The following is a 26,094-nucleotide window of genomic DNA, read 5'->3' as shown; positions in this document are numbered from 1 at the left end:
AAAAATAGCTCATATACTTTGTTTCCCGCTGCCGTAGAATAGATGGTCCTTCCATGTTCAAGCATTTATTCAAAAAAAGGGGGCTCGACTGTCTTCAGATAAACAGAGAGGGATTGTAAAGTCGAGTGCCCCTAATGGAGCACTCTATAAAAAATCAACAATCAAATGTTTTTATAACATGTCACATGAGAAAATCCAAGTTTTGCCATTACGCTTTGCTCACCTGTTGCCAGGGAAATTTCGTATTGTTCATTGGAGTTTGCGGGACTAGATGACCAATACATATCTGAATAAAAATCGGCTTCATTCATGTAATGCCCCATATCTCCCCATTCACTGTACAATGTCCCTATACCTCGGGAACGACCCTGGCTTAAAAGGCTTGCACGGGGAAGCATGTAGCCATTGCTACTGCAAAAATTTTCAGCAAGGCTGTATATCATGAAAGAATCGCCGGAGTTTACCCACCAACTCTTCACCCGGATTTCGTATATATAGCCAGGGCCTCCTGATTTTGGCGTCGCTGTAATCGTTACCCAACTGCTTCCGACATTTTTAAATGTCACTTTACCGGTAGCGTCAACATCGACCCAGGAGGCAGAGCTTGAAAACTCATAATCAGCCGCCGTTTTGCCCGGGGAAAAGTTGTCATTATTCAACTGATAATACGCCCCGGTGAATCCCTGAGAAGGGAATGAGTCTGTCGGTAGGTCAACACCATTGACTGACACTGTACCGCTCATTTTTTTACTTTGTGCGCGAGTGAATTGTATTGTGGTACTCAGATCAGCTTGATGAACACCATTCAACACGGGGATCAGCTTTGCAATACCCTCTCCACCGCCTGTAACGGTGGCTTTGTACTCGCCGGAGAAATTATTACTGTAGTCAATTGCGCTAACTTGCACATAGGGCACGTTGGTATCTGACTGCACAAATTCCATCCCTTCAGAAACATTGATCGGATTGCCTGATATATCGTGCAGAACAAGTTGTAGTTCAGCACTATCGATAAAGTCACCTTTCAGTGATGCCCGGTTGTTCATAAGGACGGACTGCGAGGTGTCTGCTGGGCCAGCCACCAACGTTATATTAGCTGTTTGCGTTGCACCTGTGCTCGTTCCTGCACTAACAGTTACGCTCCCAGTTCGCGCACTTTTCACGGTGGTTGTCGCAAATCCGTGTTGATCGGTCACCGCTGTTAATGACCCTAATGTGGCAGAGCCACTTTTTAATGCGAAGTTCACATTGACGCCTTCGACTTGGTTACCACTGCCGTCCTCAACAGTAGCCTTCAGCGTGCTGATATCGCTGTCGTTGGCAGTGATAGTTGACGGATCAGCGCTCAGGCTGACCACATGGGCTGTGCTTTGGTTGCCAGTAACTTTCACGATTGTCTGCGCCTGAATAATTACGCCACTAGTGATAGATGCTGTAACCGTATACGTACCGACTTTATTGCTGGTCAGAACGACTTGTGCCTCCCCGGAAGGATTGGTTTTCATTGTTCCGCTACTTAACGTTGCATCTTCTGGCGTTACGCTAAAGGTAACGAGTTCATTGTTCACTGGGGCCCCATTTGGATTGGTTAGCCTTACTGTCAGAGTTGAACCTAATGGGTCATTGATGCCGATAAGTGGACTTGATGCTGTGAGTGTCAGTTTTAAATCGATTACCACCAGGTCCTTCTCATAAGAGGAGCCATTCGCCAGGGATGCTTGCACAGTATACGAACCGTATCTATTGGGCGTCATGGTGACTTCGGCTATACCCAGTGTATTCGTAGAGACCGTATCCTGACTAATGACCATGTTAAAAATTGACGGCTCTGCACTGAATGTCACAAGCTGTTCAGAAACTGGATTGCCAAACTGGTCGTCGACGTGCGCTTTAACCGCCAGGGGGGTTGCGACCATAACCTGACCTTCAGGCATTTCCAGACTGGTGATCGTCGCAGAATCAGCATCTGCTTTGACAGTCAACGTTTGCATGATGGTATCTGTAGGTGCATTTGCCAGATTAGCCACAACAATTTTCGTCCCTGCAATGGTGCTTGTTACAAGAATTTCTGCCTTACCCTGAGCATCTGTTTCAGCGGTGGTGTTACTCAGCGTGGCGGATAAGCCGCGGAAATTGACCTTGATGCCTTCTAATGGATTGTCATAAGCGTCAGTGACACTTGCCGTCAGGGTCGCACCCTCGGTTGTGCTGGCGATTAATGAGCTTGATGATGCGGTAAAATCAGCCAGTTTAGCGGTACTCGCATCGGCAAGCAAAGTCACCGGCCTCGTATCACTGACACCATAACTGTCCACGCTGACCGTCACGGGATAGGTGCCGGATTTTGTACCGCTCAGTGTAACTTCCGCCTTGCCGTTGATGTCAGTAATGGCGGAACCGCCTTCTCCAAGAGTGAAGCTTGCACTCACATCTGCCGGTAGTGTGAATGTCACCGGCTCATTGGCTAACGGGTTGCCGTGTCCATCAGTCACCGTTGCCTGAAGTTGGGTCATCCCAACGTTATTGGCGATAAAGTTGTTCTCGGTAACGTTCAGATTAACCTGCGCTGTGAGCGTATCCGCAATAAAATTCACCACCAATTGCTCACTCTTACCGCCAGCCATCGCTGCTGTCACGGTATGTGCTCCTGCTTTTGTACCTTTCAGTGTGACTTTCGCTTTGCCTTCAGCATCAGTAACCGCTTTACCGCCATCGCTCAGCGTGAAGTTTGCCCTCACATCTTCCGGGAGAGTAAATGTTACTTCAGTGTTGGCTATCGCATTGCCCTCTGTATCTGCGACTGTTGCTGTTAATGTCGTGAGATCGTTATTGTCGGCAATCACCGGATCTTTTGAGGCTCCCAGCGTGATTTCAGCATTCGCCACGTTCGGCACATAGGTCACTGTTTGTTGCATCGAATCGCCATTGTCGAGCGTTGCCGTCACTTGATAAACCCCGGCTTTTGTAGCGGTAAAGCTTGCGTAAAAATGGCCGTAGGAGTTGGTAGTATATATAGCGTTATTACTGGGGGTCACACCTTCACTTGGCGAAACGCTGATGGCCACCTTATGTTGGGGTACACCGTTTCCGTAATTATCGTTTACCACAACATACAGATCGGTCGTGTTGCCTGCGGAGACTGTATCAGTAAGTGCTTGTAACAAGGTGATATGTGCCGTAGACGCATCAGCGTTGACATTAATTGATGTGCTAAGCGTGGAGCTACCATTTTCCAGACTGGCCTCAACGGTATCCGGCCTCCCTCCTGATTCTGTCGAGGAACGGGTATTGGTATAAGTGACGGTTGCCTTACCCTGTTCGTTCGTTACGGCTTGGCCGCCATTCGTCATTTCAGCAGAGTTTGTACTGCTGGTGAAACTCACAGTTACACCTTTCACCGGAAAGCTATTATTATCAACGACTGTCGCGGTGATGACGCTGCCGGTGCTATTCTGCGGGGTACCAGCGATTATGCTGTTTGGGACAGACGTCAACCCAATAATTTTTGCCGCAGCTGTGTCGCCAATAAAGTGCACAGTTTTGTGGTCGCTGGCACCATTATTAGCAAGTGATACAGTGACCGTCTGCTCACCAAAGGCAACGCCTACGAGAGTGGCCTGCGCGATGCCAGACTCATTGGTATTACTCTCCCCTGGGGTGAGGGTGAGGCCTGAAGAGGCTGAGCTGAATGTTACCGGAAGATTGTTCACCTCATTGTCGAACTGGTCTTTAACCGTTGCAGTTAACGTTGCACTATCGACGCCATTACCCGTGATCTCATCTTTTGACATCTGCAGGGCAACCTGAGCCGAGGTTTTGTCTGCCACAAATGTTACCGGCTGCGAATCACTGGCATTGTTATTAATCAGCGTCGCGGTAACTGTATGCGTGCCCGCTTTTTTACCTTTGAGGGTGACATGCGCTTCCCCATTGGCCTGGGTGACGGTAATACCGTTATTTTCAAGGGTAAAGTTTGCCGCGACGTCTTGTGGCATGGTGAAATTCACCGCTATACCCGCCACTGGATGATTCGACGGATCTTTCACTGTAGCTGTCAGCTGCACACTGTCGCTGTTATTCGTCACCACCTGGTGAGCAGGGATGTTCAGCGTGAGCCGTGCGTTGCTGGCATCGGGAGCAATATTAACTGTCTTCGAATCGCTATTGCCGTTAGGCAGTGTGGCTTCGGCTGTATGAACACCCAAAACCGTGCCCTTAAGGGTAACTTCAGCAACACCACTGTCGTTAGTGTTGCTCGTGCTCTGACTAAGTTGAGTATCAGCCGGATCGGTACTGAAGGTGACCGGTAGATCTTTTACTACGTTATCAAAAGGATCTTTTACTGTTGCTGTCAGCGTCGTCTCATCCACGCCATTCCCAATGATTTCCACTTTCGATGTTTGCAGAACGACAATTGCGCTGTCCTTATCCGCCACGAATGTGACTGGTTGCGCATCGCTGGCATTATTGTTACCCAGCGTTGCGGTAACCGTATGCGTGCCCGCTTTTTTGCCTTTGAGGGTGACATGCGCTTCGCCATTGGCCTGGGTAATGGCAATGCCGTTATTTTCAAGGGTAAAGTTTGCCGCGATGTTCTGAGGCATGGTGAAGTTCACCGTTATTCCCGCCACCGGATGATTCGACGGATCTTTCACCGTCGCCGTCAGCTGCACGCTGTCACTGTTATTCGTCACCACCTGTTGAGCAGGGATATTCAGCGTGACTAGCGCGTTGCTGGCATCGGGCGCAATATTGACTGTCTTCGTATCTCTGTTGCCGTTAAGCAGTATGGCTTCGGCTGTATGAATACCCAAAACCGTGCCCTTAAGGGTAACTTCAGCAATACCGTTCTCATTAGTATTACGCGCGTTCAGACTCAGTTGCGTGTCTGCGGGAGAGGTGCGGAAGACTACTGACAGATTTTTAACCACGTTATCAAAAGGATCTTTCACTGTTGCTGTCAGCGTCGTCTCATCCACGCCATTCCCAATGATTTCCGCTTTCGATGTTTGTAGAACGACAACCGCTCTGTCTTTATCCGCCACAAACGTCATTGGCTGTGCATCGCTGACATTGCTGTTAGCCACACGAGCCGTGATCATATGCGTGCCCGCTAACGTGCCGGTCAGGGAGGCGATTGCAACCCCGTTACTATCCGTCATGCCTTTTCCGCTGTTGCTAATCGAGAACCGACTTGCGACGTCGTTTGGCACAGTGAAGGTGATTTCTTTATCTTTTAGTGGGTTGCCATTTTTATCCTGCAAGGTTGCAGTCATATGTTGCGGTGCTGTGTTGGTGACGGTGATATCACCTGAAGGCACACTGAGGGTCAGGGCAGCAGTACTTTGATCACCGATAAAATTCACCTGTTGACTAGCCTGGGAACCAGAGCTGACAGAGGCCGTAACCGTATAATCACCATTTTTCAAACTGGTCAGCGTGGCTGTGGCGATCCCGTCGTGGCTATTCACTTCGGTTTGGCTCAGTTTCGCCTCTGTTGAATTAACATTGAAGGTGACCTTGACGTCATTGAGCAGGTTGCCTTTTGCATCCCGGACTGTAGCGGTCATTGTGGCGCTGTCATTGCCGTCAGCGACCACTTCATTTTTCGACTTCTGTAGAACAACCTGCGCGGTACTCGAGTCACCGACAAAACTGACGATTAACGTTTGTTTCACGCCATTTTCAAGGGTGACTTCAACCGTGTTGTCTTCCTGCTTACTACTTTTCAGATCAAAAGTCGCCAGACCATTAACATCCGTTTTTGCGGTGTTTTGATTGTTGAAGGAAGTTGCCGATCCGTTTAATACCGCAAACGTGACGGTATGATCATTGATTGGGTTGCTTCCTTCATCAGCGACATTGACCGAGACGGTATTTGCTGCATTCTCATTGGCGAGCACACCATTATTGCTGGCAGATAATGTCGCAATTTTCGCTGACTGCGGGTTGGCGTCGATGATAAATCCAGCGGTATGCAAATCTTCATTCCAGTTTTGCATTAACAGCTTCGCAGTAAGTCCACTGCCTTTGGTATAGGCGGTATAGGTTGCCTTATAGACGCCATCTGCGGTTTCTTTCCAGTCTGTAGTGACTCCTGGTTTCACGTTGTCGATGCTGACTGCAGTATTCAGTTGCTGTTTTTGCTCCTTAACAGGTTTGTCATTTTCATCTCTCAGTTCTACCGTCACCTCGATAGGATTGCCGGAGAGATAACGGTCCTTATCAATCTTAATTGACGAGTGAGTTCGGGATGACGAAACAGAAATGATATTCACCACGGCGGGGGCTTTAGCCGCATCCACACCGTTCAGCTGTGGCATCAGCGTCAGCGTGCCAGACATCGCTCCTGTGGTCAGGACTTGGGTATAGCTTCCGTCACCATTATCTTTCCAGTCAGAAAGGGTAATGTCCTGAACACCTTCATGACGCGTCGAGAGCACCAGCCCGATAACAGGATTACCAGCTGCATCATGAGCAATAAAAGTCAGTGTGGCGGTTGAATGGGAATCCGCGCTCAATGTTTGGGTACTTAACGATACCGAGGAATCTTTCTGGCTTAGCGCAGGTGCCTGAACGACCACCATGCTTTGTTCACGATTCGACAAATTGCCTTTGACGTCTTCAGCGGTAACTTCAATCGGCCAGGTGTTATCGGTTTCTGGCGTACTGGTGAACCGGTAACCAGGCAGGGTAACCAGAATATCTTTACCCGTTGTGACCACTTTACCACCGGCAGCTTCCAGAGCGGTGGCTTCGACGTTATAGCCTTTCAGGGCATATTTAGTTTGTAGCGACGAAACCAGTGATTTCACTTCTCCTGACTTCCCTGTCACGGGGTCTGTCAGGGTCAGGCGAACCAGTTCTTTTTTGCGATATTCCAGAACGATGTTGTTGTTGCGATCCACCAGATCATAACGGCTGCCTGCAAGGCTACGCCGTGCAGCGACTTCGTTCGGGTCAAGCTGTTTCTGCATTGCGCTGCCAGGTTGCCAGGTAAAATCGACGGCAAAACGGGTGTCATTTTCGCCCTGTTTACCCTGGCGTTGCTCCGCGCTGAAGGTCATCAGCGGGAAGGGGGTATAGTTAAGTCCAGCGGTTATGGCATGAGGATTACTTTGCCGATCGTCTTTATCGAACAGGGCTACTTCATCGCCATAATACTGTTCATAGACCAGTTTACCGCCAAGGTGCGGCCAGGCGGGTAACCAGCCTTCTGCGCGTACATCCCAGCCATTGGCCGGGCGTGCTTCATAATCGTTGTCCAGTTCAGGTGCGCTGCGCCAGTTGGTCAGTCGCAAATAGCCGTTACTGCTTAATTTAAGATAGTCGCGCCAGTACTCCGCGCCAATGCCGGCGCGGGAGTGGTAACGGCTAAGATCGTGGTCGAAAAAGAAGTTGATGCCCGACATCCATGTGGGAGTGAAATGACGCCAACCCAAGCCGTTGTTAATCTGCGTACGCTCGTCAGTACGGTGGAGAGTATGCTGGCTGAAAAAGAGATTATCAGGCGTTTCATACCATGGATGGAGAAAATCGAACTGGGAATTCTTCAGGCTAAAATCTTCATCCACGCCCAGCGTGATTCTTGCGGTGCCGAAGCGGCTTAACCAGTCTGTCATTGCGCCAGATGCCTGAGAAGAGGCCCATCCACGCGCCATATTGGCCGCTTGCTCGCTGTTCATATCTTCGGCGAGCAGAGACCCGATTTGCTGTGAAGTACTGGCTATCTGTTGCTCAAGGTTGTCACTGCTATTACGCGGCGACGGGGTTAAATTTTTTTCACTAACTTGTGCCGGGACATCCAGTTCATCACCCTGGCGGACATTATCAAAACCTCGAGCAAACGTACGAAACTGGTTGAGTTTGCGTAACTCAGCCAACGAAATACCGAAACGTTCGGCAACGCTTTGGGCCGATTCGAGCGCTCCAAGGGTGTAGGGCACCGTATTGGTATTTGCAATGGCGATTTGTGCAGGAACTGGTTGTTGGGTTGCGGCGTTTACCACACCTTGTGCTGCCGCAGTCATAGGGAACACAAGTTGAGTTACCAGGCAGATACCCGCAGTTAAGCGGCGTAGTTTAATACCCATCCCGCATAAGATTTGTCGGTCATTTATTTCTTCTCCACTTCTCTTCTTCGTAGCCATGCTTACCTTCCCTGAACGAGCTAACATAAATGCGCCCTTTCTAGCACAGCGAAAAAATATAAATCCTGATAGCAATATGATTGAAAATTAATAACTTTTCGTTAAGCAGTTTTGGGTGTGAGTTGCAAGAGGGGAGACTACTGAATAACTCAGTTTAATAATTGAGGGGGCAATGGTGACGAATATAGGGACGGAGTAGAGAAGATAGTGCTGAACTCTTTGCCAGCAGAAGGTTATGTGGCACAAAAATAACCGTAACTTCTCACTCTCGACAGGAAAGCTGTAGACGGCGTCCATAACAAAACGCCCCCAACCATAAGGTCGAGGGCGCTTAAGATGACAAACCCGCTCTTCGTTAAAGAATCAATGCTTAATGTAGATGAGTTGCATTGCACGATAAAAGCGAATTTTTAGAATTTGGCTCCTCTGACTGGGATCGCCGTAGCCATTAACAGGCTGATTGGTAAAGCTAAAAAAATTTGAGTTTGTCAAGACCACCAGAATGACCACCATTTTAAAGTAACATTTGAAGTTTACTCAGTAGCACCTTTAGCTTCACTTACAATCAATTAACCTGTGAAGATAGCTGTACCTACAATCGCAATAACTTATTACAGATCCGACGACAAACATCACCTGTTATCCACTCTGGCACTACCGTGCATGATAATCAATAAGTCGGGTGCTGGCTTGCAAGGCAATTGCGTTGTAATGTACCAAATCCCAGTTCGCCTTCACTCTAAAATGCCCCGACGTTTCGAACGCGTTTACGGTAAATAATGCGTGACAATCTGCAGGAACTCATCCCGCATCTGGTTGTCGATTTTCGGATTCCATGCCACACCAATGTTCCATATGATCTGCTTTCCCCACAGAGTAATCAGCTTGACTCCTACAGGTAAAAAATTCTCGACGCTGGCGGGTAGCAGCGCGAGACCATTCCCTCCGGCTATCAATGCTAGCAGGGAATGAATATCATTCGTCGCAGAGATTGGCTCAATGATGAGTTCATTATCCCGCAGGAACGCAGTCGTTTGCTCCGCCAGACAAGGGCTGACCGCTGGATCCATGCATAAAATCGGATAGATTGCCAGCGTACGCTGGAGATCGGTGGGATCAATATCGACGGCTACCGGGACAGCCAACACCAGATTTTCTTTATTTATTAAGCGAGAGGCCAATAATTCTGTTACCGGCATACGAACAAAACCAGCATGCAGTTCACCTTCCATCAACATCCTAGCTTGTACGCTGGAGGCAATTTGGCTGATAACAACGTCGCAGTCGGGAAATTTCTGGCGAAAAGTGTTAATCCAAACTGGTGTGCTTTTAAACGAAGATATACCAAATCCGAGCACCAGTTTACCCGTACTCCCCTTTTGGATTTCTCTGGCGTAGGTTAAAAAATCGTGGTGGGATTTCAGCAACTCATAAGCTTTAGCAAACAACTGCCTGCCAACCATCGTCAACACTGCCCCGTGGCGACCACGCAGGAAAAGCTGCCCTCCGGTCTTCTGTTCGAGCATCTTGATCTGCTTTGAAAGCGCAGGTTGTGTCAGAAATAAAGCTTCTGCAGCTTTATTGTAGTTTCCCTTTTCCGCCAGTGTCACAAATGCACGCAGCAGCCTTATATCTATTCCTGACATTTATTGAATCCTGAAAAATTGGAATTATACAAATACTCGCAACAGATGACATGATGCGTAAAATGATTTACGCCGAGATCCCCTTGGTTTGTCAAACTCAGAAACGCCATACCTGCTGCTCTTGGTTCTATTTAACACTCACTAATGCGCAGGTTATTTATAAAAATTGACCTCATAAATCATTCAAAAACATTAATTATATAAATACAATAAGGATTAAATATTTATGCCAAATATTGCCGTTCTCACTAATGACCTGCAGTATGAGTTTACCTACAAAATAACACGCTCTCCAGAAATTCTGGCGCAAAAACTCGTCCAGTTTAATCAGTTTCTCGATGGCATTCGCGCTCTGGATCAATCCATTATCCACCTGCAACTTATCAACGATCCTAATGACCCGGCGGTACAAAAGCGCTATCGCAACCGCGAAGCGGGCATTCCTGCACTAGCTGGTCGCCCGGAAAACCAGATTATCGATAAAGTATACCGCCCCACAGATCTGGTTGTAGTCAAGGGCAGAGACAGCGGTTTTTTTAATAACGATCTCGACGAAATCCTCCAGCAACTCGGGGTAAAAACCGTAATCGTTACCGGGTTGCAAACTCATGTTTGCGTGCAGACCACTGCAGCGGATGCCTTCTTTCGCGGCTATAACGTCTGGGTACCGGGCGACTGCGTGTTCGCTCCTTCGTCCGAAGATACAGAGCGTGCACTCGAGTGGCTTGCCAGCTATTGCGCAACTGTAGCACCTTCTGCGGAAATTTTATCAATATTGCAAAAACAGAACGATCTGCCTGAGCGCGGCGAAAGGGAAGCATCATGAGCTTAACCCAGACGCTAAATCATGAAGAGGTCGTTGTACTGGATCATGGCACCGGGGCGAAATTAAGCCGCGAGTTGGTTGAAAAAATTGCTAGCATTCTCGGTGACACCTATCTGGGCGTGATGGAAGATAGCGCGGTGCTGGGGTTATCCACCAGGCGAATTGCCTTCACCACCGACTCCTTTGTTGCCACGCCGCTGATTTTCGGCAACGGTGATATTGGCAAAATCGCCGTATGCGGCACCGTTAACGATCTCGCTGTCAGTGGGGCTCGTCCCCTTTACATCACACTCAGTCTTATTATTGAGGAAGGTATGCCGATGGCTGATCTGGTCAGAATCATCGAGTCCGTACGTGAAACGGCTCGTGAGGCAGAGGTCAAGATTGTCGCTGGTGATACCAAGGTCGTAGGTAAAGGTGAAGCAGATCGGCTGTTTATCAATACTGCTGGCATCGGCGTGTTTGAACATCCGCCAGTCTCAGTTAAGAACGTGCGTCCGGGGCAGAAAATAATCCTGAGCGGATATATCGGCAATCACTCGATTCACCTGCTGTCGATGCGGGAAGGATTGGGGTTCGAGCGAAATATTCTTAGTGATTGCGCACCGCTGAACCACATTATTGACAAACTTATCAGCAACATCCCTGAAGGCAAAATAGCGTCAATGCGAGACGTTACGCGCGGTGGGCTGTCCGCTGTTTTACACGAACATGCGCGCGCAACAAATTATCAGATTCATTTCGACCAGCCATCTTTGCCCATACAGCCGGAAACCGCCATGGCAGCTAATATGCTGGGTGTTGACGTCATTAATCTCGCTAATGAAGGTTGTTTGTGCCTGTTTGTTGAACCTGAGTATGCTCAGAAGGTACTACATTTGCTGCAGGAGCATCCTGTCGGCAAGCACGCGACAATTATCGGCGAGATCACCGCTGTCTCGGGTACTGAAGTCTATATGATTGAAGCTGATGGAACACACACAGAAGTCGAGGAATTATATGGCGCAGAATTACCCAGACTCTGTTGAGCTTCACGAGACGCCGGAAACCCGGCGTTACCGCATCTGTGGGGTCGTTCAGGGCGTTGGATTTCGTCCCTTTGTTCACCGACTGGCCCGCACCTATGGTGCCACCGGCTGGGTGTTAAACGATTCAGAAGGCGTGTTGCTTGAGCTGCAGGCATCCGGCACGGTTATTGCCAGAATCATGGACAAACTGGTGACCGAGGCACCACCACTGGCAAAAATCATCAGTACGCAGGAAGTTAGCCCAACGGATACCAGAGCGCACTATGAAACGTTCAGCATCCGTAAAAGCCGCGATCATACCAGCATGGACACGATTATCCCGCCAGATACCAACGTCTGCAGCGATTGCCTGCGCGAGATAAGCGATCCTGATAATCATCGTTATCGTTACGCTTTCACCAATTGCACCAATTGTGGGCCGCGCTATTCCATTATTCTTGGTATGCCTTACGATCGTGCCCAGAGCACTATGCGTAAATTCCCTTTATGTCCAACCTGTGAGCGTGAATACAACGATATTGAGGATCGACGCTATCATGCCCAGCCCAATGCCTGCCCAGTTTGCGGCCCACAGTTGCAACTTACCGATCGACAGGGCACATCCGTTCACACAGATGATATTGTCAAATTTGCCATTACGAAACTAAAAGAAGGCGGAATTCTTGCAATAAAGAGCCTTGGTGGCTTTCATCTCGTGGCCGATGCTTGCAATGAGAATGCTGTCAATGAACTTCGGCAACGCAAGCGAAGAGACGCCAAACCTTTTGCAGTGATGGTCGCGGATGTGGAAAGCGCGTCGCGTATTGCTTTCATCCCCCCCTGTAATCACAAATTGCTGGAAAGCCCGCAGCGTCCCATTGTCTTGTTGTATAAGCGCAACGTCCTGCTGGCGAGTACCGTTGCGCCACATAATCCGAACATCGGTGTAATGCTGCCTTCAACGCCGCTTCAGCATTTATTGCTGGAAGACCCGTCTCTGCCGATCCTGATTATGACCAGCGGTAATATTTCCGGTCATCCGATCGTCTTTGACAACGACATGGCAATTAAGCAACTCGGGAAAATCGCGGATTACTTCATTCTGAATAATCGCGATATTCATACGCGTGTTGACGATTCGGTGGTCCGCACGGTGTTTCGCAACGACGCCATTACCTCGCAGCTATCGTTTTTGCGCCGCTCCCGCGGTTACGCGCCATACCCTATTCATCTACCTTACGCAGTGGATTCCGTTATCGCGCTCGGGGCGGAGCTAAAAAACACGATCAGCATCGGCAAAGGAAAACAGGTTTTTCTGAGCCAGCATATTGGCGATCTTAAGAATAACGTGACTTTTAAATCACATATCGAATGTATTGATCATCTTCAAAACCTGCTGAACGTGAAGGCAAATGTCGTGGCCTGCGATTTGCATCCCTCTTTCCGCTCTACCCGGCATGCGCTGGAGAATTTAGAGCATCAGGTTGTTCAGGTTCAACACCATCACGCGCATATGGCATCCTGCATGGCGGAAAATGGCCTGTCAGGTACTACTCTAGGCGTAATTTTTGACGGTACAGGATATGGCACCGACGGCACCATTTGGGGCGGTGAGTTTCTCGTTGGTGATTTCGAAAAATTCGAGCGTGCAGGATGCTTGCGTTCAATGACCCTGCCCGGAGGCGATCGGGCAGTTAAAGAGCCGCTGCGCGTCGGCATCTCCTTACTGGTGGAAACCTTCGGCGAAGATATCAGTACGCTCGCAGTACCAGGCTTGCAGGCGCTCCAGCCTCAGCAGCGCGATATATTCAGTAAAATGGCGACCAGAAAAATCAACACCACCACGACCAGCAGCATGGGCAGACTATTTGACGGCATCGCCGCGCTGATGGGCGTTTGCACTCAGGTGGAGTACGAAGCCCAGGCGGCCATTGAACTGGAAGCGCTGCTGCAGTGTAAACTTCATATGACGGCTCCGTTCAGCTACATCATTGCCGATGTCGAGAATAAGCTCGAGGTGGATTATCGCCCGATGATAAGGGAACTGGTGCAATGCTTCAGCCAGCCCGGTTTTGATATGGCCGAACTAAGTCGGCGCTTTCACTCTACCATCGTCGACATGATTTGCGAGGTCTGTAAACGTCTGGTGGCACGCTCAGGCACGCAACAAATTGTCCTGAGCGGCGGCGTGTTCTGCAATGAATTCATCCTCGTTAATTCTCTTAACAGTCTGGAGTCTTGTGGATTCCGGCCTTACAGCCATCAGTTAGTTCCGACTAACGATGGTGGTATTTCATTGGGGCAAGTGGTTATTGCTACCGCATACACTCGCGCAACGCGCAATAAAAATCTGGAGAGAGAAAATGCATAGTTCTGCGAACCGTATTGCCGCTGTTTTATTCGATATGGATGGTGTCCTTATTGATTCCAATGCGGTGATTGAGCGCGGCTGGGCTGAAGGCGCACAGATGTTTGGCAAGACGCTAACGGAAGAGGATATCGTCAGGCATATTCACGGACAGCCCGGCCCGCATACCATTCGCGCCCTGTTCAGCGACCTTTCCCTGGAAGATCAAAAGAAGGTCCAGTCACATATCATCCACGTTGAAAATACCGCTGATTACGACCCGATCCCTGGAGTTAGCGAACTTATCCAGGCGTTGCATAAGGCTGGCATCAGTGTGGGGATTGTCACTAGCGGCTGGCGGTCGAAAATCGATCGTATTATGGAGATGCTGCAAATCACGCCCTGTATTTCAGTGATTGTCGAACGTGATGATGTCGTGCGCGGCAAGCCTTATCCCGATCCTTATCTGCTTGCCGCAGAGCGGTTTCATCTTGCACCGTCCAGAACACTGGTCTTTGAGGATTCAAGAAGCGGCGTAACATCTGCTGTTACAGCAGGCGCAATTTGTGTTGGCATCGGTACAGACAGTCTGAAAGAGTGCGGTGCCGTGCTTGCAATTACAGATTTTCGTAATGTGAAAATCACCTCACAGACAGGCGAAAAAGTAGTGATTGCCTTTACTCCAGAGCACCAGATGGAGATGGAAACTCAGAGCTCTCGTAAGAAAACATCCTGTACCACAAGAGAAGAGTGCTAATGAATATCTAGACTGGCCCCCTGAATCTCCAGACAACCAGTATCACTTAAATAAGTGATAGTCTTAATACTAGTTTTTAGACTAGTCATTGGAGAACAGATGATTGATGTCTTAGGGCCGGAGAAACGCAGACGGCGTACCACACAGGAAAAGATCGCAATTGTTCAGCAGAGCTTTGAACCGGGGATGACGGTCTCCCTCGTTGCCCGGCAACATGGTGTAGCAGCCAGCCAGTTATTTCTCTGGCGTAAGCAATACCAGGAAGGAAGTCTTACTGCTGTCGCCGCCGGAGAACAGGTTGTTCCTGCCTCTGAACTTGCTGCCGCCATGAAGCAGATTAAAGAACTCCAGCGCCTGCTCGGCAAGAAAACGATGGAAAATGAACTCCTCAAAGAAGCCGTTGAATATGGACGGGCAAAAAAGTGGATAGCGCACGCGCCCTTATTGCCCGGGGATGGGGAGTAAGCTTAGTCAGCCGTTGTCTCCGGGTGTCGCGTGCGCAGTTGCACGTCATTCTCAGACGAACCGATGACTGGATGGATGGCCGCCGCAGTCGTCACACTGATGATACGGATGTGCTTCTCCGTATACACCATGTTATCGGAGAGCTGCCCACGTATGGTTATCGTCGGGTATGGGCGCTGCTTCGCAGACAGGCAGAACTTGATGGTATGCCTGCGATCAATGCCAAACGTGTTTACCGGATCATGCGCCAGAATGCGCTGTTGCTTGAGCGAAAACCTGCTGTACCGCCATCGAAACGGGCACATACAGGCAGAGTGGCCGTGAAAGAAAGCAATCAGCGATGGTGCTCTGACGGGTTCGAGTTCTGCTGTGATAACGGAGAGAGACTGCGTGTCACGTTCGCGCTGGACTGCTGTGATCGTGAGGCACTGCACTGGGCGGTGACTACTGGCGGCTTCAACAGTGAAACAGTACAGGACGTCATGCTGGGAGCGGTGGAACGCCGCTTCGGCAACGATCTTCCGTCGTCTCCAGTGGAGTGGCTGACGGATAATGGTTCATGCTACCGGGCTAATGAAACACGCCAGTTCGCCCGGATGTTGGGACTTGAACCGAAGAACACGGCGGTGCGGAGTCCGGAGAGTAACGGAATAGCAGAGAGCTTCGTGAAAACGATAAAGCGTGACTACATCAGTATCATGCCCAAACCAGACGGGTTAACGGCAGCAAAGAACCTTGCAGAGGCGTTCGAGCATTATAACGAATGGCATCCGCATAGTGCGCTGGGTTATCGCTCGCCACGGGAATATCTGCGGCAGCGGGCTTGTAATGGGTTAAGTGATAACAGATGTCTGGAAATATAGGGGCAAATCCAATATCACACAGAAGGGACGCTGGGCTGTCACTATGCTATTTTTTATCAATGGCTTCGTCACCGGAGGTTGGGCTGTGCAAATTGCACAGCTTGTACCACGCTTTGGCGTGACCGACAAAGTGATCGGCCATTTAATTCTGATCTTCGGATTCGGTGCACTAACCATGATGCCCATATCAGGCATTCTGATGGAAAAGATGGGGACACAAATCGTAACGCGTATTTTTGCCCTTGCAGCCTCCCTGGCATTAATTCCGGTTGGTTTAGCCACCACCCCATTAGTGTTGATGCCAGCGTTATTTGTTCTTGGTGCGATGATTGGTGCCATGAATGTAGCGATGAACTCGAATGCCGTGGCGGTGGAGAGATCACTCTCACAAGCGATTTTATCCTCCTGCCATTGCTTCTGGAGTATCGGCCTATTTGCGGCGGGCTCGATAGGCGGCCATCTTGTTGAACAATTTGGCTTTTTGACGCATATCTTTTTGATTAGTGCCGTGGCCTTAATACTGACGCTGATTATCGCTCCGGCCATTTTTAAAGACATACAGACGGTTAAATCCACCAGCAGACAGACCACCCGGTTGCCTCGTTCTCCGGCGATTTATCTGATTGGATTGATGGCTTTTCTGGCCATGATCCCTGAATGCGCTGTTGTTGACTGGTCGTCACGCTATTTGATTAAAAATCTCAATGCAAAAACAGAAATCGCCAGCCTTGCCTTCGCCTGCTTTGCTGTAGCAATGGCCTTGTTTCGCTTTATGGGTGACGTGATCCGCAACCGCTTCGGCGCAATATTAATTATACGAATCTCCAGCTTACTGGCAGGCGCTAGCCTATTGTTGAGCGCACTGGCACACAATCCCTGGCAGGCGATCTGCGCATTTACCTTAGCGGGAATCGGCATCGCCAACCTTGTGCCCATTGTCTTTTCCGCAGCGGGAAATCAGCCCAATATTTCCACCAACACAGGAATGAGCATTGCCACAACCATTGGGTATTTAGGCACGCTAATGGCCCCTGCGCCTATTGGCTATATTGCGGAAATAACCGGTTTTCCAGTGGTTTATTGCGGACTAGCTTTCATGTCGGGAATTATCTTTTTGCTGGCACCACTGGTTCGGGGGGCAGAAATCTCTGTACAGCGGCAGCGAGCCTCAAACAAACACCAGAATACCGGAGCGTTGTAATTTCTGCCTGGCAAATACTGTGAAACGCTGACGCAAATTTTACTTTCCTGCGTATTGTCATCACAGGCCGTACAGACAGTGCGCGGTCTGTTGGCGGATCTGCCTGGTATTTTGCCGATGAACTGAGGGCGTCCTGCGGGATACGTATCGCCAGGGGCGTGAAACTAATTGATGAGGTGGCGGCATGATGCCGGCGGACTAGCATATCTGCCTTTCGCCGCCTGACATGTCCTTTGGGGCCGCTGTCAGTTCAGAGTAAAGGAGAAAAAGATCGATACCGAGGGGGGGCACGACGCCCCGGAGACACCCCTGTTTCGTCAGACAGTCTGTACCGCGTACAGCCTGAAACTCCCTAAACCTCAACAAACTGCCACTTCGACGTGAAGGTATCGTTCTGGCGCAGCCAAAAAGCACATGCCGGAGACTGTTTTTTTGGTTGTAGAGGGTAGTCATGAGCAAATTAAGTAGTGAAATGAAGGCCCTGACGAAGAAAGCAGGCGGCAGCTTCAAAACGGTAAATGACCGTATCCATATTACAAAACGGTTCAGTGAGCATTTACGCGAACTGAACATCCAGATCCGGCGGGTATGCGCCAAGACTGACTCTGGATTCTTTTCCGTTGAAACGATATTTGAGATACCAGATGCGTGAACCGCCCGGATTGACGAGCAGATACAGACCGTGAGAGTCGGAGAGTTTTACCGGACGGGAAGAGGTTTTTAACTTGCGGATTTTAGAATCGTTTAAAGACATTTGGGGGTCACTCCAGAATCGAACCAAACTGACCCCAGATCTGACCACCAAATTATCCCGATGCGGAGAGAAAACCAGATACGCACCGGGGAGGATTTTCACGCTAACTTACTGAACCGTAAACAAATAGAGATGTACAGATAAGCATGAAAACTTGAATTTGGCTCCTCTGACTGGACTCGAACCAGTGACATACGGATTAACAGTCCGCCGTTCTACCGACTGAACTACAGAGGAATCGTGTGAACAGGGCGCATGTTACTTAGCGGTACCTTGTCTGTCAACACTAAATTTCATAAGTCATTTCAATTGGTTAATTAATCTGCAAAGTTGTTAATTAATGAACATTCGTCGCCGAAAACGAGTCTGTATCATTAGCGTGATGCAGTCTCTGCAAAGGATCTTGTTGATAAAATTGGCAGAAACGTTGCCACAATGAAGGGAAACGAGGAGCAAAAAGCTCAGGGGCGCTAAAGAAATATTCAGAAAGTACGGCAAAACACTCAGCAGGATCACTGGCAGCATAAGCATCGATGCTCGCCGCATTCTCACCGACTAATTCGATCTCTTCCTGAATGTTGTTCATTGCGGCATGAAGATCGTGTTCCCAGCCAGCAACCTCACGCAACGGAATAAAGGGAACTCCGCTGGCGCGATCGCCGTTACGGGTGTCCAGCTTATGAGCGACTTCATGAATAATCAGGTTAAAACCAGAAGCATCAAACGAATCTTGTATATCCAACCAGTTCAAAACGATTGGCCCTTGCTGCCAGCTCTGACCTGACTGAACAATACGTTGGTTATGCACTAAACCGATATCGTCTTCCCACTCATCATCGACTACAAATGGCGCAGGGTAAATTAAGACTTCATGAAAACCATCCAGCCATTCTAGCCCTAACTCCAGAACGGGCAGGCAAAATAGAAGGGCTATCCGGCAGCTTCTTAATGAATCCAGCTCAAAGCCCTGTAAGGGAACAAGCCGTTTTTGCTGTAAAAAACGTTCGGCAAGAGTGACTAATTTGCTTTGTTCCTGTTCTGTCAGGCACGTTAAAAGGGGAATCGATAGTGCTTCCTGCCAGGGAAGGGCAGTTTGATGTGCTGATTCTTGTACTTTCCAGGGCCACTTAATCATCGTTTTGCTCGCAAACTCGTCACTTGAACAAAATTGCACGGACAGGGACTGTTAAAATGCCAAATTTCCTGGCATCATGGCAACCATCTGAACGGAGAGATGCCGGAGCGGCTGAACGGACCGGTCTCGAAAACCGGAGTAGGGGCAACTCTACCGGGGGTTCAAATCCCCCTCTCTCCGCCACTTTATCAATGACTTATCTCCCGACTTCCCGCCTTGCTTTTCCTAAACAGAACAATCGTAGAATATTCTTGAAGGGTTAGATCGTCACTGTTTTCTGTTCGATACTGTGACATTCAGCACTTGATTCGCTATGGATCAGACAGGAAGGTTTCGAGCGAAAATCTACTGTTATTCAGTCGTTTTCTTATCGGTCACCATTATTCTTCTCATCTTATGCTTTAGATATTGATCCTATGAAACCGATGTTACGTTAGTGGGCGGGAACTGAAGTTACGGAGTAAAAGGGTTAATAATTGAGCCAAAAAAGGAACGCGGCCGTCAGATTAAAGCCGCGGGACAAAGTCCATAATTTCCAAGAGTTGTTGAATTTCCCAGCTTTTTTGAAAGCCTTTGTATCATACTAACAAGTAAAAAAGGTTTAAATACCAAAATTAACCTGTATTTTTGATAAGTCTTACCATTGTACGATTTACACAGTTTCTGCTCCTCCTTGTTGATAGTGGAAAGAGTGCGGTATGCACTTGCGTAAACATTTATGATGCGTTGATGTCCAGGGTTCACATTTCCTTGTCAGGGGATCGACTTATTTGTGGCGAGGCATCATTCGTAACAGAGTATTATCTTTCTGAATGTAATGATGAAAGAGCGCTGCGCCAGCGTGGGCTGCGATTAAAAAGTAACCTATGTTCGCCCAGGTTTCGTGAATATTTTTTATCAATGCTTTAATTTCACTGTTTGGGGTAACAAAAGGCGGCACATTGAAACCAAGGAAACTCCACGATTTTCCACTATAAGCCATTAAAGCAATCCCCAACAGTGGAAGCGCAAGGAAGGTTATATAAAGCATGATGTGCATTAGCGAAGCCGCTTTCATTTGCCAGGCAGGTGGCGGTGGCACAATAGAGGGATCACTATAACGGTGTTTTATTATAAGGCGTGAAAACATTAACACCCAAACGAAGATACCCGCATTGTAATGTGTTTCACGCATCAACAGATAAGTATTACTACCTTTGGGAAACCAGCCACGGAGTTCCATTGCGGCATAAGTGATTGCAATGAAAAGCAGCGTTATCCAGTGTAAATAAATTTGAGTTTTTGAGAATCGATTCATTTTTATAGCTCCTGTAATTTTCACAGTCAAGCTATCCCACGAACCTTAAAAATACCTTATACAGATGTGGTTTTAAGAATTTGTTATTTAAAAAATTGAAAAGGGTAAATTGTGAACAGTCAATATAAGCAATTGCCTGCGCCCAGTTATCTTACGCTGTTGGCAGTATTGTATATGGAGTCCGTTATTGATTAACCCTATGAGGGCTTGCTTATTAAGATGCAGACACGTCATAGCGATGAGCGTGTCTGCAGCTACCTTGCATTCAGTGGCGTTTGTGGATGGACCTGTGGCTGCTATGATAACTTAATAAAAACGGCATCGAGACGCTATTCATGGAAGACTCAATGAGACATCATCTCCTCGACCACTTCTTCGCTACTCAACTGATAGGGATAATACGTTGGCCAGTTTTCCATTTCATTCAATAAAGATTGCTGTGAATCATTACCCATAAAAATGTGAAAATGAGATGATTTTCGTGGTGCAATTATATGATCGCTAAATTGTATATATTTAGGGGCTTTGCTTTCAGGATCTTTACATTCGAATAAGTAACGAACGCCTTTCTTGCCTGATTTATAGGTGAGTATTTTGTAGCCATCGTAATCATATTTACAGGATGTAGTTTCGTTATTTATATGGAATTCAATAATGCCGTCCTCAATACCAATCATTTCGATATCTGTCGCGTAGCCTTTCTGATAATAATCTTTAACTTCTGCGAATGTTTTGGTTTTATCTGCATTCGCTTTCTTTCGAAAGACGGGGTCAAGCTTGCCATTTTGCAGTAAGGGATAAACGGATTGCCAGACTCCATCCCAGTCACTGAGCGTTCGGTTTTGTACATTGGCATCATCAAAAACACCGTTAGCCGCTTTTTGTTCGACCTCTGTTAAGGGTTTGCCGTGTGAGTGATGACCATGCGAAAAGGCAGGAGCGCTAACAATAAAGACACCTAAAGCAATAGCCAGTTTATTAAGACGAATCGCCAAAACAGTTTCCTCCAGAGTTATTGTACATGACGTGTTATGTTATATTGTAACATATGACGAAATGCAATAACTCTTAGGAAACAAGAGCATAGTTTTCTCAGGTGTATTTACCTATCTTATTGAAATGAAATAAATTATGTCGATGATTTGAGGTTGATGACAAACGAAACATAACTTGATGCGATCTGTGTGGGCCGGATAAGGCGCTCACACCGCATCCGGCAGGGATAACGCGTACTTTGTCGGCAATATGAAGTTATAGAGATGATTTGTTGTGAACCTGCTTGCGTAATCGGTTGAAAAGGGAAAGTAGCTTTTTATACCGTAAGGCTAAAAGCAGTACAGCCAGCCCAGCGTAGATGAGTGGCTGCGGTGAAATAATCTTCACTGACCACAGATAATGTATTGGAGCCAGGATCGCGACAAGATAGACGAAGTTATGCAACTGTTGCCAGTGTTTGCCGAGTTTTCGCTGCATCGCCTGGGTTGAAGTGAACGCTAAAGCAAGCAAAATTACCCAACTAATAATACCTAACGTTAAATAAGGTCGGGTGATTAACTCCTTGCCTAATAACGCCAGATTATTCACGCCCAGCTCCAGTAATGCGTAACTGGTTAAATGCAGTGTCGCCCAGGCAAAGCACCATAAGCCTAACAGGCGTCGAGTCCGCATCAATAACGGCTGTTTTGCGTAACGTGCCAGAGGTGTAATTAACAAGGTCGCCAGCAAAAATTTCAGTGCAGTGCGTCCGGTAAAATGCTGAATATCTTTCACCGGATCGGCTCCTAGTCCACCGTGATTGATCGCCCAGGCAAGCCAGAGCAACGGCAACAATCCGGCAAGATGCAGGCAAAGTTTTAGCCATGTCACCTGTTTTGCTGTCAGACGCATTTAGAAATTCTCCCGCAAATCCAGTCCACGATACAGCGATGCCACCTGGTCGGCGTAACCATTAAACAGTAGCGTTGGCTGGCGCTGTACATCGAGGATGCCGCCTGAACCAATAAATCGTTCGGTAGCCTGTGACCAGCGCGGGTGATCAACATGCGGATTAACGTTGGCGTAAAAACCGTATTCGTCAGGCGCTGCCAGATTCCAGGTGGTTGGCGGACGCTCGCGGGTCAGCTTAATACTGACGATCGATTTAATCCCTTTAAAGCCATATTTCCACGGCACAATCAGTCGCACCGGCGCGCCATTTTGTGGCGGTAACGCCTTGCCATAAACACCTACGGTCATCAGTGTGAGCGGATGCATTGCTTCGTCAAGACGTAATCCCTCGACATAAGGATATTTAAGCCCGCCGCCAATAAAGCGATCCTGCTGGCCTGGCATCTGTTCCGGCGCATAAATCGTTTCGAAAGCGACATACTTCGCATTGCTTGTGGGTTCTACAAGCGCCAGCAATTTATGCAACGGAAAACCAATCCACGGCACCACCATCGACCACGCTTCCACGCAGCGCATACGATATATACGCTCTTCCAGCGGGAAGCGACGAGTTAAATCATCGTGATCGAGTGTTAATGGTTTTGACACTTCGCCACTGATTTTCAGTGTCCATGGATCGATTTTCAGGCTACCAGCATTAGCGGCGGGATCGGCTTTATCCAGCCCGAATTCATAGAAGTTGTTATAGCCGGAAACTTTATCTTCTGGCGTCAGCGGTAGGTTATTTTGCCAGGCGGCAGGCTTGCTGAACTCCAGCGGTTTCCCTGCGGGGGCGGGCGGACGATCGTTCCCTTTAAACCAGCTAAGCAGATCAGCATGTGCGGCGTGAGGCAAAGAAAGTGCAGCTGCGCTGATGCCCAGTGCTTTTAACACCTGCCGACGCTGCATAAAGAATACCGACTCGGCAGTAATATCAGATTCTTTTAAAAATTGATTCTTTTTCATAAGCCATCACACTGTTTTGTCGTTAACCAGTAAGAGATTGTTAATCTGTCAGGGAGTCTCCTCCCTAACAGTAGCAGAGATCTGCTTTTACATATTTACGCATTAACTGCCACGATAGGTTGAATACCCATATTGGCTAAGTAACAAAGGTACATGATAATGCTCGTTCACTTTATTAATTTGAAACTCAACAGGGATCTCAGGGAAGAAACTTTCAAGATTTTGTTTCTTAAAATATTCTCCAGTTTTAAATACAACACGGTAATCGCCCGTGGTTGCAGTTTGCTCGGGCCACAGTGCCTTGATTCGTCCATCCTTATCTGTTTTGGCGGTATTAAGTTGTAACCAGCCGTTATCCGCTTTCTTTTCCAGAGTGACTGTCACGTCGGCAGCGGGTTTTCCTGTTTGCTGGTTCAAAATGTGCACGCTAAGAATGTTTTGTTGTGCGGCATAAACCAAAGAAGGTAATGAAAATGCAGCCGTTGCAACCGAGAGTAGTAAATAACGCTTTAACATGTTTATATCCTTGTCATGTGAATGAGTTTTGAGGATAGCGAAAAAACGTCTGTGATAACCTTACAGAAGCATTACAATTTTGTAATGAACCAGGCTGTTTCTATAACATATGATTTATGGCATATTATTTTCATGAAGATTCTACTTATTGAAGATAATCAAAGGACCCAGGAATGGGTAACGCAGGGGCTTTCAGAAGCAGGTTATGTCATTGATGCGGTTTCTGATGGCAGAGATGGGCTTTATCTTGCGCTGAAGGATGATTATGCATTGATCATTCTGGATATTATGCTTCCGGGTATGGATGGCTGGCAGATCTTACAAACGTTACGAACGGCAAAGCAAACCCCCGTTATTTGCCTTACAGCAAGGGATTCTGTCGATGACAGAGTCAGAGGGCTGGACAGTGGGGCAAATGATTATCTGGTAAAACCTTTTTCATTTTCTGAGTTGCTGGCGAGGGTTCGGGCACAATTAAGGCAACATCATGCGCTGAATTCAACATTAGAAATCAGCGGATTAAGAATGGACTCTGTCAGCCAAAGTGTGAGCAGGGACAATATCAGTATTACACTGACGCGCAAGGAGTTTCAGTTACTTTGGCTACTGGCCTCCAGAGCTGGCGAAATTATACCCAGAACGGTTATTGCGAGTGAAATTTGGGGAATCAATTTCGATAGTGATACTAATACGGTGGATGTCGCTATTCGCAGGCTCCGCGCAAAAGTTGATGATCCTTTTCCTGAAAAGCTAATCGCTACAATCCGGGGAATGGGGTATTCATTTGTAGCGGTAAAAAAATAATGAAAAGATTATCTATAACCGTCCGTTTAACCTTGCTTTTTATATTGCTACTGTCTGTCACTGGCGCTGGAATTGTCTGGACTCTCTATAATGGCCTGGCAAGTGAGTTGAAATGGCGCGATGATACAACACTCATTAACCGGACAGCGCAGATCAAGCAGTTGTTAATTGATGGGGTAAATCCAGATACGTTACCTGTGTACTTTAACCGGATGATGGATGTTAGTCAGGATATCTTGATCATTCATGGTGATGGCATCAATAAAATTGTTAACCGGACGAATGTCAGTGATGATATGTTAAATAACATACCTACGACTGAGGCAATCAGTGCAGCTGGCATTTACAGAAGCATTATTAATGACACAGAGATAGATGCTTTACGAATTAACATTGATGAAATTTCGCCATCATTAACGGTTACTGTGGCTAAATTGGCTTCAGCCAGACATAACATGCTTGAACAGTATAAAATTAATAGCATTATAATTTGCATCGTCGCCATTATACTGTGCTCAGTATTAAGTCCGCTGTTAATCAGAACGGGATTACGAGAGATCAAAAAGTTGAGTGGGGTAACGGAAGCATTAAATTATAACGACACCCGAGAGCCTGTTGAGGTTATCGCACTACCGAGTGAATTAAAACCTCTTGGTCAGGCGTTGAATAAAATGCACCATGCTTTAGTAAAAGATTTTGAGCGCCTTAGCCAATTTGCTGACGATCTCGCTCATGAACTTAGAACGCCAATTAATGCATTACTGGGTCAGAATCAGGTGACGCTCAGTCAAACCCGAAGTATCGCTGAGTATCAAAAAACAATTGCCGGAAACATTGAAGAGCTGGAAAATATTTCGCGGTTAACAGAGAATATACTGTTTCTTGCCAGAGCAGATAAAAGCAATGTTTTGGTGAAACTGGATTCGCTCTCTCTTAACAAGGAAATTGGGAATTTGTTAGACTATCTGGAATACCTTTCAGAAGAGAAAGAGATTCGTTTTCAGGTCGAGTGCAATCAGCAAATCTTTGCGGATGAAATTTTACTTCAACGAATGTTATCGAATCTTATTGTTAACGCCATTCGATATTCACCAGAAAAATCGTGCATTCATATAACCAGTTTTCTTGATGCCAACGGCTCTCTTAATATTGATATCGCCAGCCCTGGATCGAAAATTAATGAGCCGGAAAAACTCTTCCGTAGATTTTGGCGGGGAGATAATTCGCGTCATTCTGCAGGTCAGGGGCTTGGCCTTTCTTTAGTCAAAGCAATTGCCGAATTGCATGGGGGAAGTGCTACGTATCACTATTTAAATCAACATAATGTGTTCCGTATTACGTTACCGCAAAGAAATTAACCTATGGCTTCAGTACGCCACAGGTTAACCGTGAAAAAACGCAGCCACGCCGTGAGTACTCACGTGGCTGCGATTG

General features: G+C 47.6%; 16 protein-coding genes, 2 tRNA genes and 2 pseudogenes. 10 read left to right on the top strand and 10 right to left on the bottom strand.

Annotated features, from left to right (window positions below; translation table 11 throughout):
* Window positions 1–161 precede the first annotated feature (161 nt).
* Together QUE74_RS12940 and QUE74_RS12935 are read right to left on the bottom strand one after the other, a co-directional pair.
* Window positions 162–8,150, bottom strand: a complete 7,989-nt coding sequence (locus tag QUE74_RS12940; RefSeq protein WP_135275979.1) for an Ig-like domain-containing protein — start codon at window positions 8,148–8,150, stop codon at window positions 162–164.
* Window positions 8,151–8,917: 767 nt separating this feature from the next.
* Window positions 8,918–9,796: a LysR family transcriptional regulator gene (locus tag QUE74_RS12935; RefSeq protein ID WP_000014150.1), complete on the bottom strand. Its 879-nt coding sequence runs from the start codon at window positions 9,794–9,796 to the stop codon at window positions 8,918–8,920.
* Between the two features lie 226 nt (window positions 9,797–10,022).
* Here QUE74_RS12935 and QUE74_RS12930 point away from each other — a divergent pair, with 226 nt between their 5' ends.
* The 7 genes and pseudogenes from QUE74_RS12930 to QUE74_RS12900 form a co-directional block, all read left to right on the top strand.
* Window positions 10,023–10,622: a cysteine hydrolase family protein gene (locus QUE74_RS12930; RefSeq protein ID WP_001132834.1), complete on the top strand. Its 600-nt coding sequence runs from the start codon at window positions 10,023–10,025 to the stop codon at window positions 10,620–10,622.
* Window positions 10,619–11,650 (top strand): hydrogenase expression/formation protein HypE, encoded by a 1,032-nt coding sequence (gene hypE, locus QUE74_RS12925; protein WP_000060073.1) that lies wholly within the window; start codon window positions 10,619–10,621, stop codon window positions 11,648–11,650. Before QUE74_RS12930 ends, hypE begins: the two co-directional genes overlap by 4 nt.
* Window positions 11,622–14,000 (top strand): carbamoyltransferase HypF, encoded by a 2,379-nt coding sequence (gene hypF, locus QUE74_RS12920; protein ID WP_000068451.1) that lies wholly within the window; start codon window positions 11,622–11,624, stop codon window positions 13,998–14,000. Before hypE ends, hypF begins: the two co-directional genes overlap by 29 nt.
* Window positions 13,993–14,733 carry an HAD family hydrolase gene (locus tag QUE74_RS12915; RefSeq protein ID WP_000556237.1) on the top strand — a complete coding sequence of 247 codons (741 nt, stop codon included), beginning with the start codon at window positions 13,993–13,995 and terminating at the stop codon, window positions 14,731–14,733. Before hypF ends, QUE74_RS12915 begins: the two co-directional genes overlap by 8 nt.
* A gap of 99 nt (window positions 14,734–14,832) precedes the next feature.
* Window positions 14,833–16,061, top strand: a protein-coding gene (locus tag QUE74_RS12910; protein WP_088895425.1) for an IS3-like element IS2 family transposase whose coding sequence is annotated in 2 segments (ribosomal slippage) — window positions 14,833–15,148 and window positions 15,148–16,061 — 1,230 coding nt in all. Because the reading frame shifts where the segments join, the coding sequence is not laid out codon by codon here.
* A gap of 43 nt (window positions 16,062–16,104) precedes the next feature.
* Complete coding sequence (locus QUE74_RS12905) at window positions 16,105–17,262, top strand: MFS transporter (protein WP_100733676.1); 1,158 nt, start codon at window positions 16,105–16,107, stop codon at window positions 17,260–17,262.
* Window positions 17,263–17,713: 451 nt separating this feature from the next.
* A pseudogene (locus QUE74_RS12900) lies at window positions 17,714–17,851 on the top strand (phage integrase N-terminal domain-containing protein); the annotation flags it as partial.
* On the opposite strand, the pseudogene QUE74_RS12895 reads toward QUE74_RS12900, so the two are convergent.
* The 3 genes and pseudogenes from QUE74_RS12895 to mtfA all read right to left on the bottom strand — a co-directional run.
* A pseudogene (locus QUE74_RS12895) lies at window positions 17,846–18,016 on the bottom strand (Arm DNA-binding domain-containing protein); the annotation flags it as partial. The pseudogenes QUE74_RS12900 and QUE74_RS12895 overlap by 6 nt on opposite strands.
* Before the next feature lie 161 nt (window positions 18,017–18,177).
* A tRNA-Asn gene (locus QUE74_RS12890) sits at window positions 18,178–18,253 on the bottom strand.
* Window positions 18,254–18,353: 100 nt separating this feature from the next.
* The gene (gene mtfA, locus QUE74_RS12885; protein WP_001302302.1) at window positions 18,354–19,151 is read right to left on the bottom strand and encodes a DgsA anti-repressor MtfA; all 798 of its coding nucleotides are present in this window, start codon (window positions 19,149–19,151) and stop codon (window positions 18,354–18,356) included.
* A 93-nt stretch (window positions 19,152–19,244) separates the two neighbouring features.
* On the opposite strand from mtfA, the gene QUE74_RS12880 reads away from it, so the two are divergent.
* A tRNA-Ser gene (locus tag QUE74_RS12880) sits at window positions 19,245–19,334 on the top strand.
* A 583-nt stretch (window positions 19,335–19,917) separates the two neighbouring features.
* Here QUE74_RS12880 and QUE74_RS12875 read toward each other — a convergent pair.
* The 5 genes from QUE74_RS12875 to hiuH all read right to left on the bottom strand — a co-directional run bounded on the left by QUE74_RS12875 (window position 19,918) and on the right by hiuH (window position 23,856).
* Complete coding sequence (locus QUE74_RS12875) at window positions 19,918–20,448, bottom strand: cytochrome b (protein WP_001079058.1); 531 nt, start codon at window positions 20,446–20,448, stop codon at window positions 19,918–19,920.
* Window positions 20,449–20,792: 344 nt separating this feature from the next.
* The gene (gene zinT / locus QUE74_RS12870) at window positions 20,793–21,443 is read right to left on the bottom strand and encodes a metal-binding protein ZinT (RefSeq protein WP_001007794.1); all 651 of its coding nucleotides are present in this window, start codon (window positions 21,441–21,443) and stop codon (window positions 20,793–20,795) included.
* A gap of 256 nt (window positions 21,444–21,699) precedes the next feature.
* Entirely contained in the window at window positions 21,700–22,335 is a 636-nt protein-coding gene (gene msrQ / locus QUE74_RS12865) for a protein-methionine-sulfoxide reductase heme-binding subunit MsrQ (RefSeq protein WP_001240067.1), read from the bottom strand.
* Window positions 22,336–23,340 (bottom strand): protein-methionine-sulfoxide reductase catalytic subunit MsrP, encoded by a 1,005-nt coding sequence (msrP, locus tag QUE74_RS12860; RefSeq protein ID WP_000740058.1) that lies wholly within the window; start codon window positions 23,338–23,340, stop codon window positions 22,336–22,338.
* Window positions 23,341–23,442: 102 nt separating this feature from the next.
* Window positions 23,443–23,856, bottom strand: a complete 414-nt coding sequence (gene hiuH, locus QUE74_RS12855) for a hydroxyisourate hydrolase (protein ID WP_000920116.1) — start codon at window positions 23,854–23,856, stop codon at window positions 23,443–23,445.
* Between the two features lie 132 nt (window positions 23,857–23,988).
* Between hiuH and hprR the strand changes: the two genes are divergently transcribed.
* Together hprR and hprS are read left to right on the top strand one after the other, a co-directional pair.
* Window positions 23,989–24,660, top strand: coding sequence for a response regulator transcription factor HprR (gene hprR / locus QUE74_RS12850; protein ID WP_001339045.1), 672 nt, complete (start codon window positions 23,989–23,991; stop codon window positions 24,658–24,660).
* On the top strand, window positions 24,660–26,018 hold the full coding sequence (gene hprS, locus QUE74_RS12845) for a two-component system sensor histidine kinase HprS (protein ID WP_000826806.1): 1,359 nt from the start codon (window positions 24,660–24,662) through the stop codon (window positions 26,016–26,018). Before hprR ends, hprS begins: the two co-directional genes overlap by 1 nt.
* The last annotated feature ends 76 nt before the right edge of the window (window positions 26,019–26,094 follow it).

The sequence above is a fragment of the Escherichia sp. 10290 genome (assembly GCF_030295155.1).
Lineage (GTDB): Bacteria > Pseudomonadota > Gammaproteobacteria > Enterobacterales > Enterobacteriaceae > Escherichia > Escherichia coli_F.
Note: the sequence above shows the minus strand (reverse complement) of the source record. Positions and strands in the feature narration are given on the sequence as shown.